Consider the following 24,866-nt stretch of genomic DNA (forward strand, 5'->3'; position numbering starts at 1 on the left):
GCCTGGCCTCGGGTGTTGTCCATCTAACGCATGTCAGGTTCCCTTATGACCTCAACTAAAAAAACCTCTGCCACGCAGCAGCCGCCGCGCTACTACTCCACCGCCACCTTGATCACTCAACTGTCCACCGGCCCGGCGTTTCGGGAAGTGGCCGCCGTATTGCTGCGACGTGAACTCAAGGCGCATTACCCGAACCTGGATATCGACCCGAACATCACCCTGGTGGGCACGGCGGTCTGGGACATCGTCGACGATCAGGTCGTGGCCAGGCCACCTCGCTACCAAGCGCTCGCCGATGTGCTGGCCAAGCAAGCCGTGCTCGGTGTGCCCGCGATCTATATTGAGGGTGAACATTTCCTCACGCAGTTGCCGATTGTCGAGCCGCCCGTGCACCTGCAGGTGCGCATCGAAGAAATCGCCAACATCATCAATTTGCTGGCACCGGTCATGATCACCGGCTTCCAGGAACAGCAGGCCGAATACTGGAACCAGTCCAACGGCAGTTCCGGCCCCCATTGGTACGAACTGTCCAGCGCCCTGCGCAGCTTCTGGAACGTCGATGAGGTGGAGGGTTGGACCCATGAGGACTGCGTCATGGCGCGCAGCCTGTACACCGCCCCGGACCCAGCGGTGCGCAAGCGTAACGACCCTTACCAATCCAGGGCCTGCCTGGTGGATATCTTCCTGATCGGAGACGATGGCAAAGCCACCCACCTCAATGACAGCCTGATCGCCGTACTGGTCGGCAAACAGCAGGGGCGAGAGGTACTGCTCACCTACTCGCCGGGGCACGGCTATGACAAATTCGAATCCACCGAAGAGCTGGGCAACGCGCTGGAAAACTATCTGCCAGAACACGCGCTGGGTAAAACAATCGACTGGCGACTGTACGAACCCAGCGGCAATTTTTTCGACCAGCAGGCCTGCATTCTGATCTCGATCCAGATCGACGCCATCGGCGCCATCCGCTTTACCAACACCCAGAGCCTACCCGGCCCTGTCACCGCACCGGCCGGCAACGGCGTCATCAAGAAGTCCCCCGGCCTGGACTGGTTCCGGGAAGCCTTGCCCGACTGGCTCAGCAACGCCTCCAGTTCAGATCAGGACGCCTATGGCCGCCACCTCAAAGACTTGGCGGCGTTGCACAGCCTGAACGAGGGCCAGGCCTACAACGACGGCATCGCGCCCATCGAGCAATACGCACTCGACGCCCTGAAAGCCGAAATGCTCAAAGACCACGACGACGCCAGGCACTTGCCCCTGGACAGGTTCGACATAGTGGTCCAGAGCCCTGTCATCTGGGGCTCGTTCACGGTGCCGGGGCAGACCGTGACCACGACGTTCAACCTGGCGCAGTTGGCCCTGCAAAACCTGATCGCCCTGCCCCTGGGCAACAAGACCTTGCGCAGGAAAAACAGCGGGGCGATTCCAGACTGGCTGACTGTCGATTATGTGGAAACGCTGATTACCCGTATCGATATCGGCCGCACCTATCCGGCTCTGATCCAACGCACATTGCTGGATGACCAGGTGGAGTCATGGCGACGCGAGAAGCTCTACACCAGCCAACTGCGCATCCAGCTACCGATGCTGGCGCTGCAGTACAAACTCAACCAGCAAGGCGGCATCGACGAACGCGGTTACCGCTATGTGATCGCCGCGCTGCAAGAGAGCGCCGCAGACCGCAAGGTGGAAGGCGATACCATTGTCGTACGGCCATTGTCCTTCCTGACCCGGCACCACAAGGGCACGCGGGACACCGTCGCGAATATGTTCGTGATCGGGCCTGTAGACCTGCTGGCCGGGCCCTGTCTGTTGTACCGCCCGTTGCTCGACGAACCACTGAGCCAATACCCTTCCCCCGCCAACCTGATCTACGCGATCCAGCAATCCCCCAGCCTGCGCGAATCGGTGCTCGCCTGGCTGCCTGACAGCGTGCGCACGGATTACAGCCGGTATGTGTTCCCGGGCGCCTTGCCTTCTCCATGGTCGGTAGTGGACTTTCTGGTGGACCCCGCCAAGGTCCTGGAATTGAGCGGCCCGCTGCTGTTGGGCGATGAAACCCTCAATGGCGATGTGCTCAGCGCGCTGTTCAAGGCCAACGCCAATGCGCTGGTGGAATTGGCCAATCGCGAATCGGTGTCCAACGCCGACGCACGCTGGGCCACCTTCAAGCACACCGGCTGGTTGATCTTCAACGCGGCCTTGCCATTCCTTGGGTCGACGGTGGGGGTCGCGGCGTGGATCTGGCAAATCATGGATCAACTGCAAGAAGTCGTGGAGGCCGAAGACGACCCGCAACACCGCTCACGCTGGAGCGCCCTCACCGATCTGCTGCTCAACCTGGGCATGGCGATCACGTTGCACCGCGTGACCCGGCGCCCGTTGGAGTCAGAGCCTCCCACCATCGCCAAGCTACCCAAACCGGTCGAGCCCACGCCGGTAGAACGGATGCCGACCACCCTTCGCAAGATTGCTGACGTCAACACTTCCGAGATCCCTTCAGACCGCTCGCAACCGCTGCACACCAGTGGCGCGTCCCATCGCAACCCTTCACAACTGGGTACATTCCTGGACAGCTACAAAATCGATAAGCCCGACAACCTGGGTAAGCCGATCAGCGAAAGCGGCCCCAGACAACACCTCTACCAGCTCGCCGACAAGTACTACGCCCCCGTGGGAAATCGCTGGTTTCAGGTGATCGTTGACGAAGGCGACAACGTTATCATCGTTGATCCGAAAGAACTGTCCCGCCTCGGCCCCTTACTGGTCGGCAATCGCCAAGGCAACTGGTTTATCGACACACGGCTGCGCTTGCGTGGCGGCGGCCCCTCCTTGAAGGCTAAGCTCGCCAAGGCCCGGGCCGAAGAACGCGCGCAGCGTCTGCGCACCCAACTGAGCGATTTCGAGAAAACCAAGAAAGACGCCCAGGCCGAACTGCAAAAAGCCCATAAAACCATGAACGAAGGCTCCGCGAGCACAGCCGAAGCACGGCGGCAAAGCTACTTGCAGACCCTGGTCACTCAGCGGGAGAACTACGAGTCGGCGCTGCAGCAGCTCAAACAGTTAAACGTCTTCGCCCCCTCGTCGGACTACGCCGCCAGAGCAAACACCTATATCAAGGCACAGATCGAACTCACCAACGCAGGCATCCGCGAAGCCCTCACTCGCTTCACGCCGAAGATGCGCACGGTGCTGGACCAACTTCATAACCCATCCGGGTCCCCTACAGAACGGCCCATCGACGACGCACACCAGATGGTCGACCTGGCCCAGGACATGATCGGCCGTCTTGACTACATGAACACGCGCTTCGATGAACTCAGGTTGCTGTCCAAGGAAGGCGTGACCCTGATCCGCGACACCAAGGGCACGTTGCCCGCTTACACCCGCGAACACCTCAAGGCCTTGCAGGTCACCCTCACGCGCCATCTGTGCCTGCCCAAGAACACGCTGACCACCGCTAGTGAGGCCTGGTCGACCATAGACGCGATCATCGACTCCGCCGATATCGTCATCCAATGCCTGACCGATACGTTGCAGGAACGCAGTGAGTCGCGCCTGGACGAACGTATCGACACATTGGGCAGCCTGATCGGCCAGTTCCAGATATTGGATGAACGCCTGAGCGATTTTGCCGAAACGTTCAACCGGAATGCCCAGCCGGAACGGATAAGAGGCCTGCGTGAACACCTCAGCGAGTTCAGCCTGCGCGCCTCACAGAACCTGGCACTGTTGATCGTCGACCGAGACGCCCTCAGGCTGCGCCCCACACCGCCACCCACGGTACCCCGACCGGTCACCCGCTTCATTCGCACACACTACGACGGCATCCGCATCGGTGAACCGCGCCTGACGGAGATCGGGTTGGAGACCGACCTTGTGGATATCCGCTCCCCGATCACCCAAAAGGTCATCGCCACCTACCACGAGAAAACCCCTGGCGTCTGGGTCGAGCGCCTCCGTGTGCCGGCAAAGTCCAAGACCCTCGTCACCACGCCGGTGGCTATCAGCCAAGGCCAGGCCCTACTGGACGCGCTGCCCGACTTCCATAGCCGGGCCGACACCCTGGCACGCCAGGAAACCCGCACGCCGATGGGTATCGAGTATCTCTATCACCAGCACGCGCTGCGCCTGGAACATGCCAGCGAAGCCATCGACCGCGCCTTGACCCACAACAACATCACGGACAACGAGAGCCATTCCGCCAGTACCGTCAACAAAGCACTCACCGACGCCATTGCAGATATGTACCGCCGCAGCCGCGAGCATGTACTGAGGCTGTACAAGAAGTTGCCTCCGACGATCCAGAACCTGGAGTGGCTGCTCGCCCAGAATGAAGTCACGATCAAGAAGACCCTTACTCGGCGCAAGCTCAGGAGCCCGCGACCCGATTTCCTGGACGAGTACAGCATTACCGATCGCCGCTCCGGCCAGCCCCTGTGGTATGCGCACTTCCACTACAGCACCGCCTGGACACCGGCCAAGTACTACATCGCGGCGCGTTTGAAAACCGTGGCCGAACACCTACAGGGCGTGGCCGCTGATACAACCGTAGGCCTGAACGAAGCCGAACGGATTGACTTCTACCTCAGCGAGATCGGCCTGGAGCCAGCGAGGCGCCTGTTTTTCGAGAAGAAAAAGACCTGATTCCGCCGTTACTTATCTACCGTCCCGGCCACTCCTGCTGTCGCTACCGTGCGCGCTCGCAGTTCGCCCTGGCCAACGACAGAAGGAGCCGCCAATGTCCAAAAACGCGCACAACAACAATAACCACACCCTGAACGGGCGCCCCACCAACGCCTACGAATTACTCACCCAATTGACCACCGGCCCGTCTGCACGGGAAGTGGCGTCTTTTACCTTGCGCTGGGTACTCAAGGAGCAGTACCCCACGCTCAATATCGATCCGGACCTGACGATGATCGTCACCCCGCGCTGGCGGGTGCTTGAGTCGGTCATCATGCCACTCCCGCCCCATGCCGAATCGATAACCACGGTGCTGGCACGCCAGATGCTATCACCCACCCCGGTCATCTACCTCGAAGGCGAACACTTCCTCACGCTGCACCCGGAGTCCCCCACAGCCGTGCACTTGCCGGTGAAAATCGATGCCATCGCACGCCTGATCAATGAGTTGGCCGGCCTGCTGTTCGCCGCCTTCCAGGAGCGCCAACTGGACTACTGGAATGCATCGAACGGCAACAATTGGCCGCGTTGGCAGACCTTCTCCCATTCATTGCGCAAGTCCTGGAATGTCACCACCGTTGAAGACTGGGATGTGCTTGAGTGTGAAATGGCGAGAGGGCTTTATCGGTTTCCATTGCGCGCCCAGCGCAGGGTCAAGGATCGCTACAACAGCCGCGCCTACGTGGTGGATGTCAGCCTGCTGCGCGACAACGTCACCGTGCATGTGGGGGTGCTGGATATGGCGGTGCTGATTGGTGAGTTCAACGAACAGACGATGATCCTGGCGTACTCACTGGTCAGTGGCTACGAGCGCTTCGGATCTCTCGAAGAGCTGGGCAAGGCACTGCCGGCCAAGGTCGTGCAACTGCAATCGGATACAACATTGCAGTGGAAGTTGTACGAGCCCGCCGACAGCTTTTTCGACAGCCTCGCCTGTGCCCTGATAGCCATGCAAATCCAAGCCATCGGTGAGGCCGAGAGGTTCGTTGCCGCTTCCACCGCACCGCAGCCTGAGATGCCAACCACTCTCTCCCGGATTGTGCCCAGCATTGAAAACCTGAGCGACCATGCGCTCTCCCATATCCGCCAGATACATCAACAAATGCCGGACTGGCTGGCCAATGCTTCGGACCAGGACATCGCCCTCTACAGCCGCTACATCATTGAATTGGCACAGATCCACGCGTTCAACGAAGGCCGTTCTTTTCAGGACGGAATCCCGCCAATACGCGACTACGCCCTTGAGAAGCTGCAGGAGCAGATCCGCGCTCACAAAGAAGGTGCACACCTGAACCTGAACAAGGTTGCAGTGACGATCCAGAGCCCAGTGATCTGGGGCACCTTCGCAATACCGGGCGAGGTGGATGTGACCCAGCGCAGCCTGATCGACCTGGCCCTGGAGAACCTCACCGGCCTGCCCACCGGCCAACCCACGGTGTACTACAACGATTCAGTGGCGCCGCAATGGTTGAACTTCAGGTTCCTGAAGGAGGTGATCGGCACAGTCGATATCGGCGAACACTACCCGGCGCTGATCAAAAGCACCTTGCTCGACGATCCGGTCCAGTCAAGGGCCAGGCAATTGCTGTACATCAGTCATTTACGCGTGCAACTGCCACTGTTGGCTCTGCAATTGAAGATCCAGCAACGCCAGGGCATCGACGAACTCGGCTACCGCTATGTCGCCGCAGTGATGCAGGTAGAGAAGCAAGACCAGCAGGTTGACGGGCAGCCGATCGTGATCCGACCGCTTGCCTTTGTCCCGACATTGCGCAGCGGCATTCAGAGGGATGAAGTCGCCAATATGTTTGTGATCGGCCCGCTGGACCCTTCCGCCGGCCCCTGCATGCTGTACCGCCCCTTGCTCGAACCAGTGCTTGCCCAGTTCCCATCCCGGCAAAACCTGCTGTACATGATCAAGCAGGACCAAGACCTGCGCGAATCAGTGCTGGCCTGGTTACCCGAAGACGTCCGCTTCAACTACGAGCAGTACGTGTTTCCCGACACCCTGCCGTCGCCTTGGACCGTTGTGCGAGTGATTGTCGAGCCGGCGACGGTGGTGGATATGAGCGGACCTATCGAATTGAGCGACGACGTGTTGGGCGACGGCGCCCTGATCACGCTGTTCAAGGCCAACGCCAACGCGATGGTCGAGTTGGCGACCCGTCAATCGATCTCCAATGAGCAGAAGCGCTGGGCGACCTTTCGCCAGACCGGCTGGCAGATCTTCAACGCCGTGCTGCCGTTTCTGGGGCCTACCGTGGGGGTTGCCGCGTGGATGTGGCAAATCATGGAAGACCTGGAGCAGGCCGAGCAGGCGGTGGACAAATCCGACAAATCCGAGGGCTGGAACGCGCTCGTCGACCTGTGGCTCAACCTCGGCATGGCATTGGCCCTGCACGTAGGGCTGCGTCATCCAACCCGTGAGCCCGTGACCGAACCCTCCAAACCCCGGCTTGAACCCATCCCCGAGAAACCGATCAAGCCCAAAGACCCGCTACCGCAGCCCCCCGTGGTCGCCAACCAGCAATTGCCGGACCTGCCGGGCACCGACCTGACCCCGTTACACCAGGAAACCCTGCATATCAGCGGCGCACTCAGTCGCGCGCCTTCGAGCCTGGGTACACGGCTGGACACATTCAAAACCGACAAACCCGCCACCCTTGGCGAGCAGAACAGAACACCCGGCGTTCATCTGCATCTGTATCCGGACAAGGACAAGTGGTACGCCCCGGTCGGCGAGCGCTGGTTCGAGGTCAATCTGGACGACAACGACAACGTGATCATAGCCGACCCCAACGACCCCGCGCGCACTGGCCCGTTGCTGGTCAGCAACCGGTCCGGCCAATGGTTCGTCGACGTACGGCTACGCCTGCGCGGGGGAGGCTTTCGCAATCGGCGGCGTGCCGCTCAGGGGCAGAAGCCGCAGCGCATCACTGAGCTGAGGAAAAGCCTCACTGACTTCGATGCCAACGAGAGTCGTCGCCAGGCGGAGCTTTCCGAATCCCTCGCCGCCATCGGCTCCGAGCCTGGCCCCTCGACCGCGCAAAGGCGCGATGCCTATATCGGCGACGTCGACCGGCGGCTGGAGGAATACGACGTGCCAATCCGCCAACTCACGGCACTGGGCGTTATCGACACGGTGCCCAACTACCAGATCGCCATGGTCGATTATTTGAACAAACAGTTGCTGCTCACCCGCTCCGCCGTCGAGGAGCGCCTGCGCCCCTATCGAGACACCTTGCTCGATACGGTCGGCTTGCTGGACGAAGCAACCTCCGAGATCCCCCAGAGCACCACCGATCTGGCCCAGGAAATGTCCACGCTGAACCTGGAAATGATCAGCCGCCTGGAGTACGTCGACTCACGCTTCAAGGAACTTTCGAAGCTGGGCAGCGCCGGTGCGCAGGTGATGCAGACAACTTCCAAGGCACTGCCCAACCTCAACCTGCACGACCTGAAAGCCTTGCAAATAATGGTGTCGCGCTTCCTGTGCATCAAAAACGGCAACGCGCCGGAACAGCAGCAGGCACGCACCCAGCTGAGCACCATCGTGGGTATGGCCGACCTCGCTGTGCAGAGCTACCTCGATACCCTGCAAAACGATGCCGACAGCCCCTTGTCGGAGCGTATCGAGGTGCTCGATAGCCTCGTCGACCAATTCACCACTGTCGACCAGCGCCTGCTTGACCTGCATGCCGATGCACCCGAACAGGTGCTCAGGGAACCGCTCAACGACCTGTACGACTCGTCGACGAATTCAACCAACGTGCGACTCACGACTTGGCGCGACTGTTGCGCGAACGCAAGGCACTGGAGCCCAAGCCAGGACCCTCTCGGCCCGCACCGGTGGCCCCCCGCAAGGTCATCAAGACACGCTTTCACGGCGTTGTGGTCGGCGAGCCACGCGAGTCGGACCCTTCCCTGGTAGATGTCAAAGCACCGCTGACCGGCAAGGTGATAGCCACCTTCCATGAAAAATCGCCGGGGCAGTGGGCGCAGCGGGTCGAGGAGCGTGCCCGCCCGCCAGCCTCGAAGCCGATCAGCCTGGACACCAGCCTCAAAGAGGGCCAGGCGCTTCTGGATGCAATACCCGCCACAATCAAACGTCTTGAGGGCCATTCCAATAAACCCTGGCGCCTGCCGACAGACATCGAAGGGATGTTTCACCTGGAGGTGCCCCCCCTTGAGCGCGCGATTGAAAACATCGAGGAGGCCCTCACCCAACGCAATCTGACTGAAATCGACCACCCCGCCGCGGCCCAACTCAAGCTCAAGCTCAATGCAGCCGTGCAGCAGCTTTACGAAGAGGGCAAAGCCACGCGCATCAGGATGATCAAGGAGCAGATTCCCGTCGCACCTCGTATTCAGTGGCTGTATGAACAGGGCGAGGTGATCGTCAGGAAAACCCTCACGCGCCGACGCCTCAAAAGCCGTAGAGACTTCCTGGACGAATACGGAGTCCACGATCGCAAGACCCAGGCCGTGTTGTGGTATGCGCACTTTCATTACCACTCGATGCAGGCAGGTAACGAAGACTTTGTCGCCGGGCACTTCAAGACCGTTGCACAACAAAAACTCGGGGGTGCCTTTCAGACCACAGGGCTCTCAGACAAAGAGCAGATTGCCATTGAGCGCGCAGCCATTGGCAAACCATTGGCCAAGTCGATGTTTTTCAACACGCACCCTCACAGCGAAACCTGAGGGCTCGCTCACTGCCATACCCTGCGCAAGCGCTCCAGCGCCTGGACAATCGCTGGCTCCGGTACGGCGGCGAACCCCAATACCAGGCCGGCACGTTGGTCCGCAGGCGGGCTGGATTGCGCCAGCCAGTAGCTGCTCAGGCCATTGATTTCAACCTCAGCGGCCCGCGCCAGTTCGAGCAACTGCTGCTCGCGGGCCAGGCTGTCCACGCGCACCGTCAGGTGCAGCCCGGCAGCGACACTGGGCAACTCGCCGACACCGGCCACCCCGCTTGGCCAGCCCGCCAACAAGGTATTGCGCCGGCTCAACGCGGCACGGCGCATGCGGCGGATATGGCGCTGGAAATGCCCAGCGGCCATGAATTCAGCCATCACCGCCTGGGTGCTGACCTCGGAGTGGCGCATGTCGACAGCACGGCGCCGGGCGAACGCATCCACCAGGCCCGCCGGCAACACCAGATAGCCCAGGCGCAACGCGGGGAAGGCCACCTTGCCGAAAGTACCGACATAGAGCACGCGCCCACTGCGATCCAGCGCGGCCAGGGGCGACAACGGTGCGCCGCTGTAGCGGTACTCGCCGTCGTAGTCGTCCTCGATGATCCATCCGCCCGTGCGCTCGGCCCAGGCGAGCAACTCCAGGCGCCGCGCCAGGCTCATCACCACCCCCATCGGGTACTGGTGGGAGGGTGTGACATAGGCCACGCGGCAATCGCTCAAGGTGTTGAGCACCTGGCAATCAATACCTTCGCCATCCACCGGCACGCCATGCAATTTTCCGCCCGCCAGGGCGAACGCATGCCCGGCCGCACGATAGCCGGGGTTTTCCACCGCCACGCCGTCCCCGGGCTCCACCAGCAACTGTGCACAAAGGCTGATGGCCTGCTGCGCGCCACTGGTGATCACTATTTGTTCAGCCGTGCACTGCATGCCGCGTGAGCTGCGCAAGTAGGCGGCAATCAGTCCGCGCAGGCGACCGTCGCCCGCCGGGTCGCCGTAGCACAACAGTTCCAGGTCCGGCTTGCGCCAGAACGCCCCATTCAGCTTGGCCCAGACCTCGAAAGGGAACAGATCGAAGGCGGGCACGCCCACGCGAAATGCCCGTGGCGGCCCCGCTGGAGGCAGGGACAGGTGGTTGGTTCTTATCCGCGCCAAGCCCGCACTGTGGATAACTTCACTGTCGAGGTCTTCCGGCAAATCCGCCCATTTTGTGGATAAGGTTGGGGATAAGCCTGTTGAAAACCCTGTGGATACTTTTGTGGATAGTTTTTTTGCAGTGGGCAATTGGGCGACATAGGTACCATCGCCGACCCGGCTTTCAATAAATCCCTCCGCATATAGCTGATCGTAGGCGCGCACCACGCTGTTGCGGGAAATCGACAACGCCGTCGCCAGGTCACGGGTGGCCGGCAAGCGCGTGCCGCTGACCAATCGGCCGTCCAGCACGCGCTGGCGCAGGGCGTCATACAGCTGGCGCGTCAGGCCTTGGCGGCGATCCAGTTCAATGCCGGCGGGGTTGAACGACAGGGGCGGCGAGACAGGTGACATATTGGACCTATGAAATGAGTGCCAGATGGCTCTTTCAACGAACCATTAGCCTGCCTAGGATGCAAGCATTCGCCAAGGAATATTTCCATGTACACACCTCGCGCCTTTGCCCTCGACGATTTGCCCGAACTGCAGCAACTGATCCAGCACACCCGCCTGGCGCAACTGGTGACCTTTGGCGAGCAAGGCCTGCAAGCCAGCCACTTGCCGTTGCTGCTCAACCCCGATGAAGGCCCGAACGGCACGCTCTACGGGCACCTGGCCAAGGCCAATCCACAGTGGAAAGACCTGCAGGACGGCAGCGAAGCGCTGGTGATCTTCGCGGGTGCCGAGGCTTACATCAGCCCGGCGTTCTACCCGGCCAAGGCCGAGCACGGCAAAGTGGTACCCACTTGGAACTACATCGCCGTGCACGCCTATGGCAAAGCCGAGGTGTTCAACGATGCCGAGCGCTTGCTCGCGGTGGTCACTGCGCTGACCGATCGCCATGAAGGCGGCCGCGCCCAGCCCTGGAAAGTCAGCGACGCCCCGGCCGACTACATCGACGGCATGCTCAAGGCCATCGTCGGCTTCGCCCTGCCGATCGAGCGCCTGATCGGCAAACGCAAACTCAGCCAAAACCGCAGTGCGGCCGACATGGCCGGCGTGCGTGCGGGTCTGGCAACCAGCGCCGATGTGCGCGACCAGACCCTCGCCCGTTTTATTCCTCAAGGAGCCCCAGAATGAGCCCGATCGACATCCGCCAGGTCACCGCCGCCGACCACGCTGCCTGGTTGCCGCTGTGGCAGGCGTATTTGAAGTTCTACGAAACCGAACTGCCGGACGCCGTCAGCCAAAGCACCTGGCAACGCCTGATCGACGCCAGCGAGCCGACCCATTCGGCCCTGGCCTGGCAGGACGGCAAGGCGGTGGGCATGGTCAATTTCATCTACCATCGCTCCAATTGGAGCATCGAGAATTCCTGCTACCTGCAGGACTTGCTGGTGGACCCGGCCCAACGCGGCACCGGCGTCGGTCGCAAGCTGATCGAATTCGTCTACGCCACCGCCAAGGCCGATGACTGCGCCAAGGTGCACTGGCTGACCCACGAGACCAATGCCACCGCGATCCAACTCTACGAACGCATCGCCGAACGCCCTGGGTTCATCCAATTTCGCAAAGGTCTTTAAGGAGCGCAGCATGACTACTTCCCTCGCCGACTGGAAAGGCGCCCCGGCGCCTACCGTCAAACTGCTTGAAGGGCGCTTCATCCGCCTGGAAAAACTCGACCCGGCCCGCCATGGCGACGAATTGTTCCAGGCCCTCCAAGGCCCCGATGCCGACCCCAAGCTGTGGGACTACTTGCCGTACGGCCCCTTCCCGGAGCGCAGCGCCTTCAATGACTGGCTGAACAACCACGCGGCCCACAGCGACCCGTACTTCTTCTGCGTGATCGACCGCCAGACTGGCCAGGCGCAAGGCCTCCTCAGCCTGATGTCCATCGTTCCCGCACAGGGCCGCATCGAAATCGGCCACGTCACCTTCGGCGCACCGATGCAGCGCTCGCCGAAAAGCACCGAGGCGGTGTACCTGCTGGCCAAACACGCGTTCGAACAGGGCTACCGCCGCCTGGAATGGAAGTGTAACAACGCCAACGATCGCTCCAGATACGCGGCCGAGCGGTTGGGCTTCAGCTTCGAAGGGGTGTTCCGCCAGCACATGGTAGTCAAGGGCAAGAACCGCGATACCGCGTGGTACTCGATCATCGATTCGGAGTGGCTGAAGGTTGGAGCGGGGTTTGAGAAGTGGTTGTCGCAAGAGAATCAGCGCGGGGATGGGCAGGTGAAAACATTGGCGCAGTGCCGTGCCTGAATCGCCAACACTGCGTTGATCAATGTGGGAGCCGGGCTCCCACATTGGGTCTTCAGTGCCAGCGCCGTTACCTAGAGGCTTCTGCGCACCTTCACCACCCCCATCTTCAATCCGAATGGCCGGAACACTGCATTGAGCGATTTCAGTGTCTGATTGCCTTCGCCATGCTCGATATGCACCAAGGTGCGCACGGAGATTTTGCACATCCTGGCAAACTGGCTTTGATGCAGGCCGGTGACTTCGGTACGCAAGCGGCGTACCGCTTCGGCGATTTCCAGTGTGCCTTCTGCCAAGGCATCCTGAATGCTTTCAATCAACTGGGTGCGTTCTTCAACGGTCAAGCTCATTTCAGTCCCCATTCTTTCAACCGCTGCGGCAGATGTTTCAACGCAATGCCGGGATGGTTCATAGTCACCGCAGGCAAGCCGCTGGCACTGAGTATGTCTGGCAAGGCTGAAAGCTGTTGCGCCGCCTCCCTCAGGTCTTCGAACAGCTTCTCGCTGTCGACAAGATCACCCAGCAAATGACATACACCCCGCCAATCCACGTCGCCCGCCCGCTCCAGCTCCCTGGGCCATTTGGTCGTGCGCGTGATGCCTTCGTCGTCCATTACCATCGGCGCCAAATCGTAGATGGGTGCAAGACGCAGGGCGTTCGCTTCGCGAATGATCGAGGTATTGCGACCATGGTTGTCCGAGTTGCCGAGGATTTTGTTCAACAGATCGCGCTTGAGATACTCAGAGACCAACACCGGTACTTGATTGGACTGACCAGCCTCTCGCCACAATTCAACCAACAACGTCACCACCTCACGATGCGCCATGGCGCTGCCGGGCACCGTGACACCCGCCAATGAGTAGATTGACTCCACGGCATAGCGTTCGACCCCCTGCGCAGTGACGCGCCGATCAAAACGGTGCATCCACACACTGGGCTTGCTCGCTTCCTCCAGTGATAACCCCGACTCCGCCACGGTATCAATACCCAAGGCCTGCAAGGCTTTGTAGTAGTGGAATTCGCTACGCAGGATGTCCTGATCCGTCTGTGTGCCTTTATTGCGTGCAAACTTCACAAACCAATGTTGCTTGACCTGCTCGTCGTCCAGCACCGCATCCGGGAATAACAAACCGTCCTGGTTTTCTGTCAGCAGTAACTTTGGCGCCTCCCCGCCCGCCCCCGTGGCTCCGCCGATAGCTGCGCCTTGCTCATAGGCATACTCCAGGAATCGGTTGTCCCGCCGGATTACCTCATGACGTTCAAACCCCATGGGGGTTCGATTGTCCAAAGCCTCAACCGATTCTTTGATTCGCATATGTCCAATGGGGGCAGGCGTACTGCGCATCAGCAGAAAAAGGTCTGCACTGATGTCATCCGGTGTATCCCCACCAATACGCGCCATCAGAAAACGTTTAGCGGCACCCGCAGGTGCGATGTCATGTACAAAAGCGGGAGCATGCTGGGCTCTACCACCCTCCCATTGCAGTGGGAACGCGGCACTCACCGAGGTGGCGAAGGGTGTCGCCAGTTCATCAAGGTGTTCCACCAGATAGCGCTGGCCATAACCAAAACTGCATCGACTTTCGAAACCCAGTTGCGGCGTATCAAATGTCAGGAGCATGGCGTCCTGCCATTTTCCTTCGGCGTAGATTTGTAGTGTCAGACGGACCATGGCTCTCACCTGCAATTTAATGCATTCACCAGCTGAAAAGGTGAACTGAAATTGCAATATAGTGCAGATATGAAACCCACGCACCCGCTATGAACGCAATAAAATGCAGACTCAAAAAGCATCGACCAAAGGAAGATGAGTTTTTAATCGCCACGCACTAGAGACAACTCCCGCAAACCAGGGGTCGATGGCCTGACAGTTATCACCCCACCATCTCGCTAAATTCCCGGCCTCATTCATCAGAGGTTGGGATTTCATGCCTTTTACACCGCACAGAGTTGCCCTTGTCATTGCCCTTGCTCTCAGCGCCGCCAGCCTTCAAACCGCACAGGCGCGGGGCGATATCGAATACACGCCGTACTGGTATCAACCCTACGATGCACTGGATGACGCGTGGGTCTACGTGCCCGAAACCAAAGCGACACCCCTCGACGGTTATCTCACCCGCAAGGCCACATCGCACAATGGCCTGCAAGTGGCCAAGGTGCTAGAGCCTGCGTTGACTGGTTTACTGCAGTCCGGAAAACTGACCGCCGAGCAAATCAAAGCCCTGGAAAAATTCGGTGATGCGCTGGAGAAACAACCCGGCGGAATCGGTGCCAGCCTTGAGCAATTGGCTGGCAGCCAGAACGCCAACCTCGCGGGCGCAACGCAAAACACCACGCAGCAACTCGGCAACCAATTGCTTTCAACCCTGCGCACATTGCCCGCCGACGACGAGGGACACTTCTGGGTTCAAGGCCTGGGCCACGACGGCCGCCTCGACCAACAAGGCGGCAGCGCCGGCTTGAAATACAGCACCGAAGGCCTGCTGTTGGGCGCCGACTGGGCACTGGATCACGCCTGGCGCGTGGGTGTGATGGGCGCAAAATCCACCAGCCATTTCGACACTCCACGCTTCGCCTCCGAGTTGGACAGTTGGCATCTGGGCGGTTATGCCGTGCGCCAGGACGGCCCACTGGCCCTGCGCCTGGGCGCGATCTACAGCGACCATGCGGGAAAGAACAAACGCAGCGTCAACCTGCTGGATTACAAGGAACAACTCAGGGGCCAATACAACGCCCAGAGCCAAACCCTGTTTTCCGAACTGGGCTATCAACTGGGCAGCGCGGATGTCAGCGTAGAACCCTTCGCCGGCCTCGGCTTCCAGCGTTACCACCGCGACAGCTTCAAGGAAGCCGGTGGCCTGACTGCACTGAACGTTGGCGCACAAACCCAGCAGAACCTGAGTAGCACCGTGGGCCTTCGCCTGGCAACGGTGTATCGATTCGATAACCAGGTCAGCCTTACGCCCCACCTCAGCACCGGCTGGAAACACCTCTACGGCGAGGTCGACAGCCAGGTGCGCCAGTCCTACGGCGCCCTGCCGGGGCTGGTTGACGGCTTCACGGTCAAGGGTACCTCGCTGGATCGCAACAGCCTGGATCTGCAAGCAGGGCTGGACCTGGCCCTGTCGAAACAACACACCGTCGGCCTGACCTACAGCGCCCAGGCCGCTACCAACAGCCGTAACCAAGGCCTGATGGGGCAATGGAAGATGAGCTTCTGACCCACCAAACTCCAGGCAAAAAAAGGGGGGCACCTGCCCCCCCGAGGATTAAGCTGTAGTGTCGAAGGCTGTTATTCAGCCTTCGATTTCAATCAGGATTTCGCCCGGGTTGACCCGGTCGCCCTTGGCCACATGAACGGCGGTGACCTTGCCGGCAATCGCGGCCTGCACTTCGGTTTCCATCTTCATGGCTTCGGTAATCAGTACGGCCTGGCCGGCCTTCACCACATCGCCCTCCTTGACCAGCACATCGACGATATTGCCCGGCATCGCTGTGCTGACATGGCCCGGCGCGGTAGCGTGCTTGCGGTTGCTGCTGCCGCCGCTGACGAACTCGTTGAGCGGTTCGAACACCACTTCTTCCGGCATGCCGTCGATGGACAGGTAGAAGTGGCGCTTGCCCTCTGCCTTGACGCCAACACCGGTGATGTCCACGCGGTAGCTTTCGCCGTGCACGTCGATGACGAACTCGGTCGGGACGCCTTCGCCACCGGCACGCGCCACACCGCCCGCTTCAGGGATGGGCAGCAGCACTTCCGGCGCCAGGGTGCCGGCGTCGCGTTCTTCGAGGAACTTGCGCCCGATGTCCGGGAACATCGCGTAAGTCAGCACGTCCTCTTCGGACTTGGCCAACGCGCCGATTTCGCCACGCAGCTTGGTCATTTCCGGCTTGAGCAGGTCGGCCGGGCGCACGTCGATCACTTCTTCGCTGCCGATGGCCTGGCGCCGCAGTTTCTCGTTCACCGTGCCCGGCGCCTTGCCGTAGCCGCCTTGCAGGTACAGCTTCACTTCGTTGGTGATGGTCTTGTAACGCTCGCCGGCCAGCACGTTGAAGAACGCCTGGGTGCCGACGATCTGCGAGGTCGGGGTGACCAGCGGCGGGAAGCCAAGGTCTTCACGCACACGCGGGATCTCGGCCAGCACTTCGCTCATGCGGTTGAGAGCGCCCTGCTCTTTCAACTGGTTGGCCAGGTTCGAAATCATCCCGCCCGGCACCTGGTTGACTTGCACACGGGTGTCGACCGCGGTGAATTCGCTTTCGAACTGGTGGTATTTCTTGCGCACGGCGTAGAAGTACAGGCCGATCTCTTGCAACAGCTCCAGGCTCAGGCCGGTGTCGAACTCGCTGCCTTTAAGGGCGGCGACCATCGACTCGGTCCCTGGGTGGCTGGTGCCCCAGGCGAAGCTGGAGATGGCGGTGTCGATATGGTCCGCACCGTTTTCGATGGCCTTGAGTTGGCACATCGCGGCCAAACCTGCCGTGTCATGGGAGTGGATAAAGATCGGCAGCCTCTGCTCGGCCTTCAGCGCCTTGACCAGCTCGCCAGTGGCATACGGGGTCAACAGGCCAGCCATGTCCTTGATCGCGATGGAGTCGCAACCCATGGACTCCAACTGCTTGGCCTGGGCCACGAAGGCTTCGACGGTGTGCACCGGGCTGGTGGTATAGGCGATGGTGCCTTGGGCATGCTTGCCGGCGGCTTTCACCGCTTCGATGGCCACGCGCAGGTTACGCACGTCGTTCATGGCGTCGAAAATGCGGAAGACATCGATGCCATTCACAGCCGCCTTGGCCACGAACGCCTTCACCACATCGTCACTGTAGTGACGGTAGCCCAGCAGGTTCTGGCCGCGCAGCAGCATTTGCAGGCGGGTGTTGGGCAATGCGGCGCGCAGTTTGCGCAGGCGCTCCCACGGATCTTCCTTGAGGAAGCGTACGCAGGCGTCAAAGGTCGCGCCGCCCCAGACTTCCAGGGACCAGTAGCCGACTTTGTCGAGCTTGTCGCAGATCGGCAGCATGTCGTCGGTGCGCATGCGGGTGGCCAGCAACGATTGGTGGGCGTCGCGCAGGATGGTGTCGGTGACAAAGATTTTCTTGGACATTGTTGTATTCCTCACAGGCCTGCGTGGGCGGCGATGGCGGCGGCGATGGCCAGGGCCAGCTCTTCGGGTTTGCGCTTGATCGAGTAGTTGGTCAGCTCAGGGTGGCTTTCCACGAAGCTGGTGTTGAACTGGCCGCTGCGGAATTCCGGGTTGCGCAGGATTTCCTGGTAGTAGGCGGCAGTGGTCTTCACGCCTTGCAGGCGCATGTCATCCAGGGCACGCAGGCCGCGGTCCATGGCCTCTTCCCAGGTCAACGCCCACACCACCAGTTTCAGGCACATGGAGTCGTAGAACGGCGGGATGGTGTAGCCGGTGTAGATCGCCGTGTCGGTACGCACGCCGGGACCACCGGGCGCGTAGTAACGGGTGATCTTGCCGAAGCTGGGCAGGAAGTTGTTTTTCGGGTCTTCGGCGTTGATACGGAACTGCAACGCGAAACCACGGTGCTGGATGTCTTCCTGTTTCACCGACAGCGGCAGGCCGGAGGCGATGCGGATCTGTTCCCGGACGATGTCGATCCCGGTGATTTCTTCGGTGATGGTGTGTTCCACCTGCACCCGGGTGTTCATCTCCATGAAGTACACCTCGCCCTCGGCGAGCAGGAACTCCACGGTACCGGCGTTCTCGTAGCCCACGGCCTTGGCGGCGCGCACCGACAGGTCGCCGATATAGGCGCGCTGTTCAGGTGTCAATTGCGGGCTCGGGGCGATTTCGATGAGCTTCTGGTTACGGCGCTGGATCGAGCAATCGCGCTCGAACAGGTGCACCACGTTGCCGAAGCTGTCACCGAGGATCTGCGCCTCGATGTGCTTGGGATTGACGATGCATTTTTCCAGGAACACTTCCGCCGAACCGAAGGCCTTGGTGGCTTCGGAGATCACACGGGGGAAGGCTTGTTCAAGTTCTTCGCGGCTGTTGCAGCGACGGATACCACGACCACCACCACCGGACGTGGCCTTGAGCATCACCGGGTAACCAATGCGGTCGCCTTCGGTGAGTGCCTCGTGGATATCCGCGACGTTGCCTTCGGTGCCCGGCGTGACCGGCACACCGGCCTTGATCATGCTGCGGCGCGCTTCGGTCTTGTCACCCATGCGGCGAATCACTTCAGCCGATGGCCCAATGAATTTGATGCCGCGTTCGGCGCAGATGTCTGCCAGTTCGGCATTTTCCGACAGGAAGCCGTAGCCGGGGTGCAGCGCATCGCAGCCGGTTTCCACCGCCAGGTTCACCAGCTTGCGCGGGTTCAGGTAGCCGGCCAGGGGCTCGGCACCAATGCTGTGGGCTTCGTCGGCACGCTTGACGTGCAACGCGTGGCGGTCGGCGTCGGAGTAGACCGCGACCGAGCGAATGCCCATCTCGGCGCAGGCACGCACGATTCGTACGGCAATTTCACCACGGTTGGCGATCAGGATCTTTTTTATCACTTGGAAATTCCCTTGAGCCGATTGCTGCGTTCTTCGACCCGCTGGAGCCGGGTCGGCGCGTGACCAAATGTTTCATGACAGTCGCGAGACACACACTAAGCCTGCCAAGGGATTAACAAAAATCAATAATTATTGGGCTGGGCATAAGTAAAGACTTATAGTTGCCCGAACAGCCGGTGGCGAGAGAATTAGAAAATGCGTAAGTCATTGATGCGACTGACATTGCGTCAATTGCAGATCTTCCATGAGGTGTGCGATTTACGCTCCTACAGCCGTGCGGCCGAGGAAATGTCCCTCACGCAACCAGCCGTCAGCCTGCAAATCCGTCAACTGGAAGAGCTGATCGGCCAGCCGCTATTCGATTACGTTGGCAAAAAGCTCTACATGACCGAGGCTGCCGAAGCCCTGCAGCGCGCCAGTCGCGACATCTTCGGGCGCCTGGAAAACCTCGATATGCAGCTCTCGGACATGCAGGGTTCGTTGCAGGGCCAGCTGAAACTGGCGATTGAATCCAGCGCCAAGTACTTCGTGCCGCATCTGTTTGCCGCCTTCAAGCGCCAGCATCCGGAAGTGCAGTTGCAGTTGACGGTGGTGAACCGCGCCCAGGTGATTCGCCGGCTTTCGGACAACCGCGACGACCTGGTGATCATGTCCATGGTGCCCCAGGACATGGGCCTGGAATTCCTGCCGTTCCTCAACAACCCGATTGTCGCCGTGGCGCCTCCCGACCATCCCTTGAGCCTGCAAGGCCCGCTGCGCCTGCAGGACCTGGAGCCCTACACGCTGCTGCTGCGCGAACCGGGTTCCGGCACGCGACTGGCCTGCGAGGAGTACTTCAAGGAAAAACGCGTGCACTTCACCCAGACGGTGGAAGTGGCCTCGGCCGAGGCGCAGCGTGAGTGTGTCTGTGCAGGATTGGGCGTTGCCCTGCTGACGCGCCACGCGGTCAACATGGAGCTGGCCACCGGCGGGCTCAAGGAGCTGCCGGTGGAAGAACTGCCGCTGTATCGCAGTTGGTGCCTGGTGCAGGCCAAGGCCAAGCGCCTGTCACCGGTGGCCCATGCGTTCCTGGGCTTTATCCGCAGCGAACGGGTGCAGATCAGCGTGTTGGCTGAGCGCTTCGCTGGGCAGCCGCGGGTGCCTGCCAGTGGAGTTCCGGGTAGTCACTGATGCTCTGGAGCAACTGGCGCTCCTCACAACGGTCTTCGATTGCGCGACGGAACGCCATGCGGCGTTGGTCTTCCTGCTGACGACGGGTTTTGACGGAGCTGTTGCTGTCTTCGTAAGTCCGGGCCATTTGGAGTCTCCCAATGCGAGTACGGGGAGTTCAGGATGGCCCTGGGCGATGACGCAGCGATGACAGCCTGATGAAGATTCTGGGTTCGCAGGAGATCCAAATGTGGGAGGGGGCTTGCCCCCGATTGCGGTGTATCAGTCACCAGATTTACTGACTGACCCACTGCTATCGGGGGCAAGCCCCCTCCCACATTTTGACCTCAGGTCAATCGTCGAGGGCTTTGACGGATTTCGGTGACAGGCGAAGGCTGCGCAGACTGCGCTTCACGCTCTTGAGGTGGTTGACCAGGCTCGGCCCACGCGCCATGGCCACGCCCATCGCCAGTACATCGATCACCACCAGGTGGGCGATACGCGAGGTCAGCGGGGTATAGATCTCGGTGTCTTCATGCACATCGATCGCCAGGTTGACCGTGGACAGTTCCGCCAACGGCGTCTGGCTCGGGCACAGGGTGATCAGCGATGCACCGCTTTCACGCACCAGGTTGGCGGTGATCAGCAGGTCTTTGGAGCGACCCGACTGGGAAATGCAGATGGCCACGTCCGTAGGCTTCAAGGTCACCGCCGACATGGCCTGCATGTGCGGGTCACTGTAAGCCGCGGCGGTGAGCAGCAAGCGGAAGAACTTGTGCTGGGCATCGGCTGCCACTGCACCTGAAGCACCGAAGCCATAGAACTCCACGCGCTGAGCCTGGGACATGGCCGTCACGGCCTTTTGCAACTCCACCGGGTCGAGTTTCTCGCGCACTTCCATGAGCGTGTGCAAGGTGGTGTCGAAGATTTTCAGGCTGTAATCGGCGACAGAATCGTCTTCATGGATTGCGAATTGGCCGAAGCTGGCGCCAGCGGCCAGGCTTTGCGCCAGCTTGAGCTTCAAGTCCTGGAACCCGGAGCAACCGATGGCGCGGCAGAAACGCACGATGGTCGGTTCGCTGATGCCCACGCTGTGGGCCAGGTCGGCCATGGAACTGTGCATCACAGCCGCAGGGTCAAGCAGCACGTGATCGGCAACCTTGAGCTCCGATTTGCGTAACAGGTGGCGCGACTGGGCGATATGTTGCAACAGGTTCAAAGGGCAGGACTCTTGTTATGGGCAGGGCCAGGGATGTAGCAAGCTTGTAGTTATACTACAAGAATTGCCGTTTTGCCCGTCCGACGCATCACTAAATCGCCCTGCTCCCCTTTGAATCTAAGGGCAGCCGCGTTGTAGCCACAGGGACGTCCCTGGCGTCGTTAAGGAAATTCTGCATTTTTCCGTAACAAATCTGCCAACCCATCAGCCTGCATCGGCCGACTGATCAGATAGCCCTGCACTTCGTCACAACGCTCACCCCGCAGGAAATCCAGCTGTTGCTGATCTTCCACACCCTCCGCCACCACCTTCAGCGCCAGCCCGTGGGCCATGGCGATGATTGCCCGAGTGATGGCCGCGTCTTCGCGCCCCTGACCCAGGCCGCGGATGAAGGTCTGGTCGATCTTCACGTAGTCCACGGGAATGCGCTTGAGGTAGCTGAGGGACGAATAACCGGTGCCGAAATCGTCGATCGCCAGCTTCACCCCCAGGTCCCGCAGTTGCTGGAAGGTGGCGATGATGTGTTCGACGCTGTCGAGCAATTGGCTTTCGGTCAGCTCCAGCTCCAGGTATTGCGGGTCCAGGCCGGTTTCTTCGAGCACCTGGCGTACCAGGCTGACCAACTTGCCCTGGCGCAGTTGGTGTACCGAGAGGTTCACCGATACCCGGATCGGCGCCAACCCCTGGCGCTGCCACTCGCAGGCTTGCCAGCAGGCCTCGCGCAGCACGAATTCACCCAGCGGCACGATCAGGCCGGTCTCTTCGGCCAGGCCGATGAAATCCCCCGGCGGCACCATGCCCCACTGCGGGTGCTCCCAACGGATCAGCGCCTCGGCCGCATTCAGCTTGCCGCTGGCCAGGCACAGCTTCGGTTGGTAGAACACCGTGAGCTGACGCTCTTCGATGGCCTTGCGCAGGTGGTTTTCCAGCTGCAAGCGCTCCAGGGTGCTGGCTTGCAGGCTGTCGGTGTAGAACTGGAAATTATTGCCGCCCAGGTGTTTGGCGTGCTGCATGGCCATGTTCGATTGACTGACCAATGCGGAAATTTCCCGCGCGTTGTCCGGCAGCAGACTGACCCCCATCGAAGCACTGAACACCAACTCATGCCCCTCCACCGTCACCGGCACCCGCAATTTGGCCAGCAGCCGCGTGGCGACCCGCGCCAGACTCGACAGGTTGCCATAGGCGTCGAACAACACGGCAAACTCATCGCCGGACAGGCGCGCAATGGTGTCGGCCTCGGGCAAGGCATTGATCAGGCGTCGCGCCATTTTTTGCAGCAACTGGTCGGCCACTTCATGGCCCAGGCTGTCATTCAACAGCTTGAAGCGGTCGAGGTTGATGTGCAGCAGCGCCAGGCTGCGCCCACCCTGGCGTACACGCTGGTGAGCCTCGCGCAACCTTTCGCGGAACAGCGAGCGGTTGGCCAGGCCGGTCAGTTCGTCGTAGTGAGTGAGGTAACGCATACGCTCTTCCGACTCACGCCGCGCGGAAAGATCGGCGAAGAAGCCCACGATATGGCTGACTTTTCCTCGGATATCACGCACAACGTTCAATTGCAGCCACTGCGGGTAAAGCTCGCCGTTCTTGCGTGTTTCCACTAATTCACCCTGCCACGTACCGTGGCTGAGCAACGCCTGGCGGATCACCGGGAAATGGCGGCGAGCGTCACGGCTGCTGGGCAGTTCCACCACGTTGCGGCCAATCATGTCGTCGGTTTCGAACCCCGTGACACGGCTGAAGGCTTGGTTGACGGCGATCAGCTTGTAGTCCGGATCAAGGATCACAATGCCTTCGCTGGCGGCTTCAAATACGGTCGAGGCCAAACGCTGCTGTTCCTCCAGGGCCTTGCCGGCGCTGATATCGCGGCGCGTCCCGAGCATGCGCGTGACCCGGCCACTGGGCGCACGTTCCACGGCGCGGCCACGGTCTTCGATCCACACCCAGTGCCCATCGCCATGGCGCACGCGGTATTCCACCTGGTAGTCCTCGCTGCGCCCCTTGAGGTGTTCCACCAGGGCACGCTTGAGCAGCGGCAGGTCTTCGGGGTGCAGGCGCGGCTTGAGGTGGCTGAGCATTGCCGTGACGTACTCTGGCTCCAGGCCGAACAGTTCCTTGAGCTGGGTGTGATGGACCTCATCGGTTTGCAGGTTCCAGTCCCACAGGCCCAGTTCACTGGCTTGCAGGGCCATGGCCAGGCGCGCTTCGCTTTTATTCAGGGCCAGGCTGGCGGCGTCCAGTTCCTGGCTGCGTTGTGCTACGCGGTCTTGCAGGCCGATCTGGGCGTCACGCAGCTCCTGCTCGGCCTGACGGCGCTGCTCGACTTCGCGCACCAGTTCCTGATTGAGTTGCTCGCTGCGCTGCTGCGCCTGTTGCAGGTGCTCGATCAGCGCCTGGTTCTGGAAGCGGCGCAGCAGCCCACGCTGGATCAGGCGATTGACCTGCCACGCCACCAGACTCAAGGACGCCAGCAGGATCAGGCCAAGTACACCCCAACCGCGCTGCTGCGGGTCGCCACTCCAGAACAGGTAGAGGATGGACGGCACCAGGCACGGCAAGGCAAAGGACAGGAACGCCGGCAGGCTCACGGCGTACGCCACGCTGGCCGACAAGGTCGCCGCGCCGATCAGGCCGAACACCCAGGCCTGTTGCATGAAGCTGTCCACCGGCACCAGGGCGATGGCGGCCGTTGCCAGCGTCAGGCCACTGACCGCCGAGCCGAGCAGGAACATGCGTTGCCACACCGGCTGGGCCTGGCGGCTGGGCATCGCCGAGTCAAACGCGGCCACCTGGATCACGCGCATCGCCACCAGGGCCAGCAGCCAGACCAACCAGACGCTGTCCAACAGGTATTGCTGGGGGTTCCACAGTAGCCAGGCGCACACCAGGCCATTGACCAACATCAACAGGGTCGGCAGCAGCGAGCCTTGATACAGCAGGCGTGTGCGCTCGACCGCCATCTCCGTGGCGTAGTGTTTACGGATAACCTGCGCGGGAGCCGCCGAGGGGCCAAGCAGGTCGGTGCTGAGGGTCATAGGCAGTGTTCTTATAATGGTGAGCCCGAAACGTCGACGGAGCATACACAAGCAAGCGCTTGGGCCAAACTGCTCCATGTCATAAAAACCGCACGGTCGTGCAGCGCAAACTTCCGGGCCAGACGGCTTGAGCGAGACGCTGCGCG

At 60.9% G+C, this 24,866-nt stretch carries 16 protein-coding genes; 8 read left to right on the forward strand and 8 right to left on the reverse strand.

The genetic code is table 11. The features are described from left to right. The first annotated feature begins 45 nt into the window (after positions 1-45). The 3 genes from BLR69_RS21175 to BLR69_RS31220 all read left to right on the forward strand — a co-directional run bounded on the left by BLR69_RS21175 (position 46) and on the right by BLR69_RS31220 (position 9,393). Positions 46-4,650, forward strand: coding sequence for a dermonecrotic toxin domain-containing protein (locus BLR69_RS21175; RefSeq protein ID WP_071494669.1), 4,605 nt, complete (start codon positions 46-48; stop codon positions 4,648-4,650). Between the two features lie 94 nt (positions 4,651-4,744). Further along, positions 4,745-8,620: a dermonecrotic toxin domain-containing protein gene (locus BLR69_RS21180; protein WP_232000928.1), complete on the forward strand. Its 3,876-nt coding sequence runs from the start codon at positions 4,745-4,747 to the stop codon at positions 8,618-8,620. After that, on the forward strand, positions 8,539-9,393 hold the full coding sequence (locus tag BLR69_RS31220) for a hypothetical protein (protein ID WP_232000929.1): 855 nt from the start codon (positions 8,539-8,541) through the stop codon (positions 9,391-9,393). Before BLR69_RS21180 ends, BLR69_RS31220 begins: the two co-directional genes overlap by 82 nt. A gap of 8 nt (positions 9,394-9,401) precedes the next feature. Here BLR69_RS31220 and pdxR read toward each other — a convergent pair whose 3' ends face one another. Further along, complete coding sequence (pdxR, locus tag BLR69_RS21185; protein WP_071494670.1) at positions 9,402-10,937, reverse strand: MocR-like pyridoxine biosynthesis transcription factor PdxR; 1,536 nt, start codon at positions 10,935-10,937, stop codon at positions 9,402-9,404. 87 nt (positions 10,938-11,024) lie between these two features. Between pdxR and BLR69_RS21190 the strand changes: the two genes are divergently transcribed. The 3 genes from BLR69_RS21190 to BLR69_RS21200 are packed head-to-tail and all read left to right on the forward strand — an operon-like array spanning position 11,025 to position 12,788. Further along, entirely contained in the window at positions 11,025-11,663 is a 639-nt protein-coding gene (locus BLR69_RS21190; protein WP_071494671.1) for an FMN-binding negative transcriptional regulator, read from the forward strand. Continuing rightward, entirely contained in the window at positions 11,660-12,106 is a 447-nt protein-coding gene (locus BLR69_RS21195; RefSeq protein ID WP_071494672.1) for a GNAT family N-acetyltransferase, read from the forward strand. The genes BLR69_RS21190 and BLR69_RS21195 overlap by 4 nt, the downstream gene beginning before the upstream one ends. Before the next feature lie 10 nt (positions 12,107-12,116). Continuing rightward, a complete protein-coding gene (locus tag BLR69_RS21200) occupies positions 12,117-12,788 on the forward strand; it encodes a GNAT family N-acetyltransferase (RefSeq protein WP_071494673.1) in 672 nt (223 codons plus the stop codon). A 71-nt stretch (positions 12,789-12,859) separates the two neighbouring features. Here the strand turns inward: BLR69_RS21200 and BLR69_RS21205 are convergent, their stop codons facing one another. Then, positions 12,860-13,135: a helix-turn-helix domain-containing protein gene (locus BLR69_RS21205; protein ID WP_071494674.1), complete on the reverse strand. Its 276-nt coding sequence runs from the start codon at positions 13,133-13,135 to the stop codon at positions 12,860-12,862. Continuing rightward, positions 13,132-14,457: a type II toxin-antitoxin system HipA family toxin gene (locus BLR69_RS21210; RefSeq protein ID WP_071494675.1), complete on the reverse strand. Its 1,326-nt coding sequence runs from the start codon at positions 14,455-14,457 to the stop codon at positions 13,132-13,134. The genes BLR69_RS21205 and BLR69_RS21210 overlap by 4 nt, the downstream gene beginning before the upstream one ends. Before the next feature lie 256 nt (positions 14,458-14,713). Between BLR69_RS21210 and BLR69_RS21215 the strand changes: the two genes are divergently transcribed. Then, positions 14,714-16,006: an autotransporter outer membrane beta-barrel domain-containing protein gene (locus BLR69_RS21215; protein ID WP_071494676.1), complete on the forward strand. Its 1,293-nt coding sequence runs from the start codon at positions 14,714-14,716 to the stop codon at positions 16,004-16,006. 75 nt (positions 16,007-16,081) lie between these two features. On the opposite strand, the gene oadA is transcribed toward BLR69_RS21215, so the two are convergent. Both oadA and BLR69_RS21225 read right to left on the reverse strand, forming a co-directional pair. Then, the gene (oadA, locus tag BLR69_RS21220) at positions 16,082-17,890 is read right to left on the reverse strand and encodes a sodium-extruding oxaloacetate decarboxylase subunit alpha (protein WP_071494677.1); all 1,809 of its coding nucleotides are present in this window, start codon (positions 17,888-17,890) and stop codon (positions 16,082-16,084) included. Between the two features lie 11 nt (positions 17,891-17,901). Continuing rightward, positions 17,902-19,317: an acetyl-CoA carboxylase biotin carboxylase subunit gene (locus BLR69_RS21225; RefSeq protein ID WP_003195732.1), complete on the reverse strand. Its 1,416-nt coding sequence runs from the start codon at positions 19,315-19,317 to the stop codon at positions 17,902-17,904. Between the two features lie 195 nt (positions 19,318-19,512). On the opposite strand from BLR69_RS21225, the gene BLR69_RS21230 reads away from it, so the two are divergent. Continuing rightward, positions 19,513-20,487, forward strand: coding sequence for a LysR family transcriptional regulator (locus BLR69_RS21230; RefSeq protein ID WP_058424314.1), 975 nt, complete (start codon positions 19,513-19,515; stop codon positions 20,485-20,487). On the opposite strand, the gene BLR69_RS31225 is transcribed toward BLR69_RS21230, so the two are convergent. The 3 genes from BLR69_RS31225 to BLR69_RS21245 form a co-directional block, all read right to left on the reverse strand. Then, positions 20,417-20,614, reverse strand: a complete 198-nt coding sequence (locus BLR69_RS31225) for a PA3496 family putative envelope integrity protein (protein WP_076955234.1) — start codon at positions 20,612-20,614, stop codon at positions 20,417-20,419. The genes BLR69_RS21230 and BLR69_RS31225 overlap by 71 nt on opposite strands. Positions 20,615-20,818: 204 nt before the next feature. Continuing rightward, complete coding sequence (gene hexR, locus BLR69_RS21240) at positions 20,819-21,685, reverse strand: transcriptional regulator HexR (RefSeq protein ID WP_003177007.1); 867 nt, start codon at positions 21,683-21,685, stop codon at positions 20,819-20,821. 161 nt (positions 21,686-21,846) lie between these two features. Next, the gene (locus tag BLR69_RS21245) at positions 21,847-24,720 is read right to left on the reverse strand and encodes a GGDEF domain-containing phosphodiesterase (RefSeq protein ID WP_071494678.1); all 2,874 of its coding nucleotides are present in this window, start codon (positions 24,718-24,720) and stop codon (positions 21,847-21,849) included. Positions 24,721-24,866: the final 146 nt, after the last annotated feature.

Origin of the sequence: Pseudomonas azotoformans (assembly GCF_900103345.1) — a bacterium.
Classification (GTDB): Bacteria; Pseudomonadota; Gammaproteobacteria; order Pseudomonadales; family Pseudomonadaceae; genus Aquipseudomonas; species Aquipseudomonas azotoformans.